Here is a 6,389-nt window from a genome sequence, read left to right as displayed (position 1 = left end):
CCCAGGTGGGCGATGCCCCCGCTGGTCGGGCCGACGTGGCCGATCTTGACCACTTCCTGTGCGCTGACCTGGGTGGCCGCTGCGAACGCGACTGCGGCAATGACGACGTTGAGCTTGTGATTCATGGAATGGAACTCCAGTTTCAGGACAGTTTCAGAGACAAGGGGAACGCCCGCCCCAGACAGGCCGGGCAACTCAGGCGCGGAACTTACCCGAAATCCGCACCCACCTCCAGCGGGCTGGGCCTCGGATCGGGAAAGTCCTGATTCAACGGTTGGTGGGCTGGATGGTGGACAAGGCTTGGCGCACAGTGTCCTGAAGGCCGTCCGACAGCGATTGCCGCACCTCTTGAACCAGCCCGTCCAGCAGCGGCTCCAGGCAGGCGTCGAGCAAGGCCGGCAGCCGCTCGCGCAACCGGGCACGCAGCCGGTCGTCCAACTGCAACTGCACCTCGGACAACACGGCATCGAGCACGTCGGCCCGCCACAACACAGCATCGGGCGCGTCTGTGGACACCAGCTCGGAGGGCCGGACCACCTCGGTCAGCGTCGGCACATCGTCCGGCGGAGTCCGCAGCGCGCCGCTCATGCAGACACCTCGTGGCGTTCGATGCTGCACCCTTGCACGCTGTACTGGCGCCAGCGGACCCGCGCACCCTCCCGGTCCAGCGGGTCGCGCCCGACCACCTCGATGACCCGCTGGTACTGGGCGTAATCCCGCGGCACGTCACGCCCCAGATTGACCAGCACGTCATGCCCGAAGCGGGCGCTGTGGCCGGTCGCCAGCAGCACAGGCGTGGCTTGCAGGCGTGCCGGCAACTCCTCCACCGCCGCGCCGCGCCAGTGCGGAATGAACTCCAGCGCCTCGAACGTCCAGAGCAGCCGGTCGAGTTCGGCCAGTTGCACCGATTCGCCCGTGACCACCACCCGCGCACCCGCCCGGTACGCCTTGCGCAGGAGCCGGCAGGTGTACGCCCGCCGATCCGGCACGTTGAAATGAAAGGCAACCGCCGCCATGCCAGCCGATCAGCCCGCCTGACCCAGGAGGTAGTGCGTGAGCAGCGGCACCGGCCGGCCCGTGCCACCCTTGGCCGCGCCAGAGCGGAAGGCCACGCCCGCGACATCCAGATGCGCCCAGCGGTACTTGCCCGTGAAACGCTGCAGGAACTTGGCGGCCGTGATCGCGCCACCGGCCCGCGCACCGATGTTCGGGATGTCGGCGAAGTGGCTCTTCAGGCCCTCGTCGTACTCCTCGTCCAGTGGCATGCGCCAAGCGGTGTCGTGCGACGTGCGGCCGGCCAGCAGCAGGGCATCGGCCAGGGTGTCGTCCGGCGAGAACAGGCCCGCGTGCTGGAAACCGAGGCCGACGATGATGGCGCCGGTCAGCGTGGCGATGTCGATGACGGCTGCCGGCTTGAACCGCTCGGCGTAGGTCAGCGCGTCGCACAGGATCAGCCGCCCTTCCGCATCGGTGTTGAGGATCTCGATGGTCTTGCCCGACATCGACGTGACCACGTCGCCCGGCTTGATGGCGCGGCCGTCGGGCATGTTCTCGCAGGTGGGGATCAGGCCGACGACGTTGATCTTCGGCTTAAGTTCGGCGATGGCGCGGAAGGTGCCCAGCACGCTGGCCGCCCCCCCCATGTCGAACTTCATCTCGTCCATCTCGGCCGACGGCTTGATGGAGATGCCGCCCGTGTCGAAGGTGATGCCCTTGCCGACCAGCACGGTCGGGGCGTCCTTCTTGCCTGCCCCCTGGTAGCGCAGCACGATGAAGCGCGGCGGCTCCTCGGAGCCTTGCGCCACGGCCAGGAACGCGCCCATGCCGAGTTTTTCGATGTCCTTGCGGTCCAGCACCTCGACCTTGAGTCCCGGCTGCTCCTTGGCCAGCGCGCGGGCATGGTCGGCCAGCATCGACGGCGTGCAGTGGTTGCCGGGGCGGTTGCCGACTTCGCGGGCCAGCGTGCTGCCGGCGGCGATGGCGCGGCCACGGGCGAGACCCGCAGCGACATCGGCCTGCGCCAGCTCGCCACACACGAGGTCGAGCTGCGTCCACTTCGGTGCTTCGGCGGCACTCGGCTTGGTGTGGCGGTAGACGTAGACCGCGTCCTCGGCCAGACACGCCACCGCTTCGGCCATCGCGGCATCCGGCTCGCCGGCCCCCGCCCAGACCAGCGCGGCGCGCTCGGCGCCACTGCCCTTCAGGTACACGAACGCGGTGCCCAGTGCCTTGCGCCACGCCTTGCCGCTGCCGTCCGCCGCGACGGCAATGACCAGCCGCGGCGCCTTCAGGCCGGACGGGCGGTGCATGTAGAGGGTGCGGCCCGCCTTGAGCGCCAGATCGCCCTGTGCCACGGCGTCGTCGATCAGTTTCCGAACCGCTGCAGGCAGGCGCCAGGTGCTGGTCTCCGGGGGGATGATGACCACCAGTGCGTCGGTGACCAGCTTCGAATAATCCTGCGTTGCCGCCGTGAGTGTTTGAACGTCCATAATTCCGCGCTGCTCCTAGACGCACTGATGTTATTCGATTCCACCCTACGCAAAGCCCTGTCCCGCAGCTTCGGCGGCACCCTCGTGGTCATCCTGACCATCGTGCTGACGATGATGCTCATCCGCGTGCTCGGCATGGCGGCGGGCGGTGAAGTCTCGCCGCAGGATGTCGTGCTGCTGCTGGGCTACACCGCGCTGGGTCACCTGCCGACGATGCTGAGCCTGTCGCTGTTCATCTCCGTCGTCTCCACGCTGACGCGGATGTACCGGGACAGCGAGATGGCGGTCTGGTTCAGCAGCGGGCTGTCGCTGTGGCGGTTCGTGCGGCCGGTCCTGCGCTTTGCGGCGCCGGTGCTGGTGGCGGTCGTGGGATTGATGCTGGTGGTGTGGCCCTGGTCCAACCGCAACACGGTCGATCTGCGCGCCCGCTACGAGCAACGCTCCGACCTGTCGCGGGTGGCGCCGGGCCAGTTCCAGTCCTCGGGCGACGGCAGCCGGGTGTTCTTCCTCGACAAGCAGTCCAGCGACAGCGCCACCGGCCACCACATCTTCATCCTCGACCAGCGCGAGGGCCGCGAATCGGTCACGACCGCGCAGGCCGGCCGGATCGAACCGGCCAGCGATACCGGCCGGCGCCTGGTGCTCGAACACGGCGCCCGCACCGACCTGAACCTCACCGGCGGCACGCGCACCGTCTCGCGCTTCGACCGCTACGAGATCCGCATCGGCGAGCAGGCCCTGGCGCACCTGCAGGAACGCCCGCCCAAGGCGCTCGACACGCTCGCCCTGCTCGCCTCGCCCGATCTGCGGGCACAGGGCGAGCTGGTCTGGCGCGCCGGCATGGTGCTGGGCGCCTTCAACCTGCTGCTCTGGGGCATCGGGCTGGCATCGGGCGGGCCGCGGGGCGGCAACAACTGGGTGCTGCTGGTGGCGCTGCTGGGTTTTGTTGTTTATTTCAACCTGATCAACCTGAGCCAGGCGTGGGTCGGCAACGGGAAGCTGGACGCAGCCAGCGCGCTGGTCCTGCTGCACGGCGGGCTGCTGCTCGGCGCCCTCGGCCTGCTGCGCTGGCGCACGCGCTGACCTGGAGCCACACACCCCATGCACCTGCGCACCGTCCGACGCCTCCTGTACCGCGAGATCCTGGGCGCCACCGCCTTCGTGCTGCTCGCCTTCCTCGGCCTGTTCCTGTTCATCGACCTCGTGGGCGAACTCGACGCGCTGGGCAAAGGTGGCTACACGCTCGGGCAGGCGCTGCTCGTCTGCGCCCTGCAGGTGCCGGGCCACGTCTATGAACTCGCGCCGATCGGGGTGCTGATCGGCGCCATCTACGCGCTGGCGCGGCTGGCGCAGTCGAGCGAGTTCACCATCCTGCGCACCGGCGGACTCGGCCCCGGCCGGGCATTGGCGCTGCTGGCACAGCTCGGACTCGCGCTGGCCGCACTCACCTTCGTCGTGGGCGACTTCGTGGCGCCGTGGTGCGACACCCAGGCCACGCTGCAGGTGTCGCGGCGCCAGGGCCGCATCGACACCGGCGCCGGCGGCGTCTGGCTGCGCGACAGCCGGCCCGCTGCCGACGGCGAACACCGCTACACCCTGCACATCGGCGTGGCACACGACGACGGCGTGGTCGAGAAGATCCGCATCTTCGCGTTCGGACCCCAGGGCGAGCTGCGCACCCGCACCACCGCGGCACGCGCCGTGGTCGGTGAAGACGGGGTCTGGCAGCTCGACGAGGTCCGCATCTCCCAGTGGGCCGCCGACAGCACCCCCGCGCTCGGCCCGGACCAGACGCTGGACCACCTGCGCTGGGCCTCGGGGCTGACGCGGCAGGTGGTGGCCTCGGCGGTGCTGCCGCTGCACACCATGACCACCACGGCGCTCTACACCTACATGACCCACCTGGCCGAGAACGACCAGTCGGCCCAGCGGTACGAGATCAAGTTCTGGAAGAAGGCCCTCTACCCGCTGGCCTGCCTGGTGATGATGGCGCTGGCCCTGCCCTTCGCCTACCTGCACGCCCGCTCGGGCGGCGTGTCGCTGAAGGTCTTCGGCGGCATCCTGCTGGGCATCAGCTTCGTGCTGCTCAACAACGTCACCGGCCACCTCGGCCTGCTCCACCACTGGACGCCCTGGCTGGCGGCCAGCCTCCCCAGCGCGCTGTACCTGCTGATGTCGCTTGGCGCCTTCAGTTGGCTGGTGCGCTACCGCTAACAAGGAACCACCCCATGCACGGCATCCTGCTCTTCGCCCACGGGGCACGCGACCCCGCCTGGGCCACCCCCTTCCACACCATCGCCGCCCACATGCGCCAGGAGTCGGGCGGCCGGCCGGTCGCGCTCGCCTTCCTGGAACTGATGACGCCCCACCTCGACGCCGGTGTGGCCGAACTGGTCGCGCAGGGCTGCACCGCCGTCACGGTCGTGCCGCTGTTCCTCGGGGCGGGCGGGCATGTGCGGCGCGACCTGCCGCTGCTGCTCGACAGCGCCCGCGCGCACTTTCCCGGCACCGAGATCGCCACGACCGCCGCCATCGGCGAACTCGACGCCGTGACGCTGGCCATTGCGCGGGCGGCGCTGTCGCTGCTGCCGCTGCCCCCGGTCCCGCCGGCATGAACCTGCACCAGTTCCGCTTCGTGCAGGAGGCGGCGCGCCGCAACCTCAACCTCACCGAGACCGCCAAGGCGCTGCACACCTCGCAACCCGGCATCTCCAAGGCCATCCTGGAGCTGGAGGAAGAACTCGGCGTGGACATCTTCGCCCGCCACGGCAAGCGCCTGCGCCGCGTCACCGAGCCGGGCCGGCAGGTGCTGACCTCGATCGAGATCATCATGCGCGAGGTCGCCAACCTGCGGCGCATCGGCGAAGACTACTCGCGCCAGGAGGCCGGCACGCTGTCCATCGCCGCGACCCACACCCAGGCCCGCTACGTGCTGCCGACCCCCGTGGCCGCATTGCGCACCCGCTACCCCAAGGTCGCGGTCAGCCTGCACCAGGGTACGCCCGAGCAGGTCGCGCAGATGATCCTCGACGACTCGGCCGAGATCGGCATGGCCACCGAGCGGCTGACGCAATACGACGAGCTGGTCACGCTGCCCTGCTACGAGTGGCGCCACGTCGTCGTCGTGCCGACCGCGCACCCGCTGGCGCGCACCGAGCGGCTGACGCTGGAGCAGATCGCCGCCGAGCCGCTGATCAGCTACCACCCGTCGTTCACCGGCCGCTCCAAGATCGACGCCGCCTTCGAGCAGCGCCAGCTCAAGCCCAGCTTCGTGCTGGAGGCGATCGACTCGGACGTGATCAAGACCTACGTGCGGCTCGGGCTGGGCGTGGGGATCGTGGCCGAGATGGCGGTGGCGGACGACCCGCTGTGCGCGCCCGGCGGCGACCTGATCGCCCGTCCGGTCGGCCACCTGTTCGGGCCGAACGTGGCGCGCATCGCCTTCAAGCGCGGCGCCTACCTGCGCAACTTCGTCTACACCTTCGCCGAGCTGCTGTCCGACCAGCTCACCCGCCCGCTGATCGAACGCGCCATGCTCGGCCTCGCCGCCGACCGGCCCGCCAGCGACGGCCTCTGAACCCATTCCCGCGAGCCACCCCATGACCGCCACCGCCCGCACGCCCGCCGTCACCAGCCGCCTCCCCCAGGTCGGCACCACCATCTTCACCGTCATGTCGGCGCTGGCCACCCAGTGCGGCGCGGTCAACCTCGGCCAGGGCTTTCCCGACTTCGACGGCGACCCACGGCTGATGCAGGCGGTCAAGGACGCGCTCGACGCCGGCCACAACCAGTACCCGCCGATGGCCGGCATCCCGGCGCTGCGCGAAGCCGTCGCCGCCAAGGTCGAGGCGCTCTACGGCCACCGCTACGACCCCGGCAGCGAGATCACCGTCACGGCCG

8 protein-coding genes are annotated in these 6,389 nt (G+C 69.9%); 5 read left to right on the top strand and 3 right to left on the bottom strand.

Annotation, left to right across the window (positions count from 1 at the left end; all coding sequences use genetic code 11):
* Positions 1–267: 267 nt before the first annotated feature.
* Genes QZW52_RS18100 through QZW52_RS18090 form a run of 3 tightly spaced genes read right to left on the bottom strand, consistent with a single transcriptional unit; the run spans position 268 to position 2,489 of the window.
* Entirely contained in the window at positions 268–588 is a 321-nt protein-coding gene (locus QZW52_RS18100; RefSeq protein WP_294001272.1) for a hypothetical protein, read from the bottom strand.
* Complete coding sequence (locus QZW52_RS18095) at positions 585–1,016, bottom strand: DNA polymerase III subunit chi (RefSeq protein WP_294001271.1); 432 nt, start codon at positions 1,014–1,016, stop codon at positions 585–587. Before QZW52_RS18095 ends, QZW52_RS18100 begins: the two co-directional genes overlap by 4 nt.
* A gap of 9 nt (positions 1,017–1,025) precedes the next feature.
* Positions 1,026–2,489, bottom strand: a complete 1,464-nt coding sequence (locus QZW52_RS18090) for a leucyl aminopeptidase (RefSeq protein ID WP_294001269.1) — start codon at positions 2,487–2,489, stop codon at positions 1,026–1,028.
* 27 nt (positions 2,490–2,516) lie between these two features.
* Here QZW52_RS18090 and lptF point away from each other — a divergent pair, with 27 nt between their 5' ends.
* From lptF to QZW52_RS18065, 5 genes are all read left to right on the top strand, one after another.
* Positions 2,517–3,572: an LPS export ABC transporter permease LptF gene (gene lptF / locus QZW52_RS18085; RefSeq protein ID WP_294001267.1), complete on the top strand. Its 1,056-nt coding sequence runs from the start codon at positions 2,517–2,519 to the stop codon at positions 3,570–3,572.
* Positions 3,573–3,590: 18 nt separating this feature from the next.
* Entirely contained in the window at positions 3,591–4,703 is a 1,113-nt protein-coding gene (gene lptG, locus QZW52_RS18080; RefSeq protein ID WP_363227018.1) for an LPS export ABC transporter permease LptG, read from the top strand.
* A 14-nt stretch (positions 4,704–4,717) separates the two neighbouring features.
* Positions 4,718–5,104: a sirohydrochlorin chelatase gene (locus tag QZW52_RS18075; protein WP_294001265.1), complete on the top strand. Its 387-nt coding sequence runs from the start codon at positions 4,718–4,720 to the stop codon at positions 5,102–5,104.
* The gene (locus QZW52_RS18070) at positions 5,101–6,066 is read left to right on the top strand and encodes a CysB family HTH-type transcriptional regulator (protein ID WP_294001262.1); all 966 of its coding nucleotides are present in this window, start codon (positions 5,101–5,103) and stop codon (positions 6,064–6,066) included. Before QZW52_RS18075 ends, QZW52_RS18070 begins: the two co-directional genes overlap by 4 nt.
* A 22-nt stretch (positions 6,067–6,088) precedes the next feature.
* A partial coding sequence (locus tag QZW52_RS18065; RefSeq protein ID WP_294001260.1) for an aminotransferase class I/II-fold pyridoxal phosphate-dependent enzyme occupies positions 6,089–6,389 on the top strand: 301 nt, incomplete at its 3' end.

Source organism: Sphaerotilus sp., assembly GCF_013299175.1.
In the GTDB taxonomy this organism is placed as follows: Bacteria; Pseudomonadota; Gammaproteobacteria; order Burkholderiales; family Burkholderiaceae_C; genus Sphaerotilus.
Note: the sequence above shows the minus strand (reverse complement) of the source record. Positions and strands in the feature narration are given on the sequence as shown.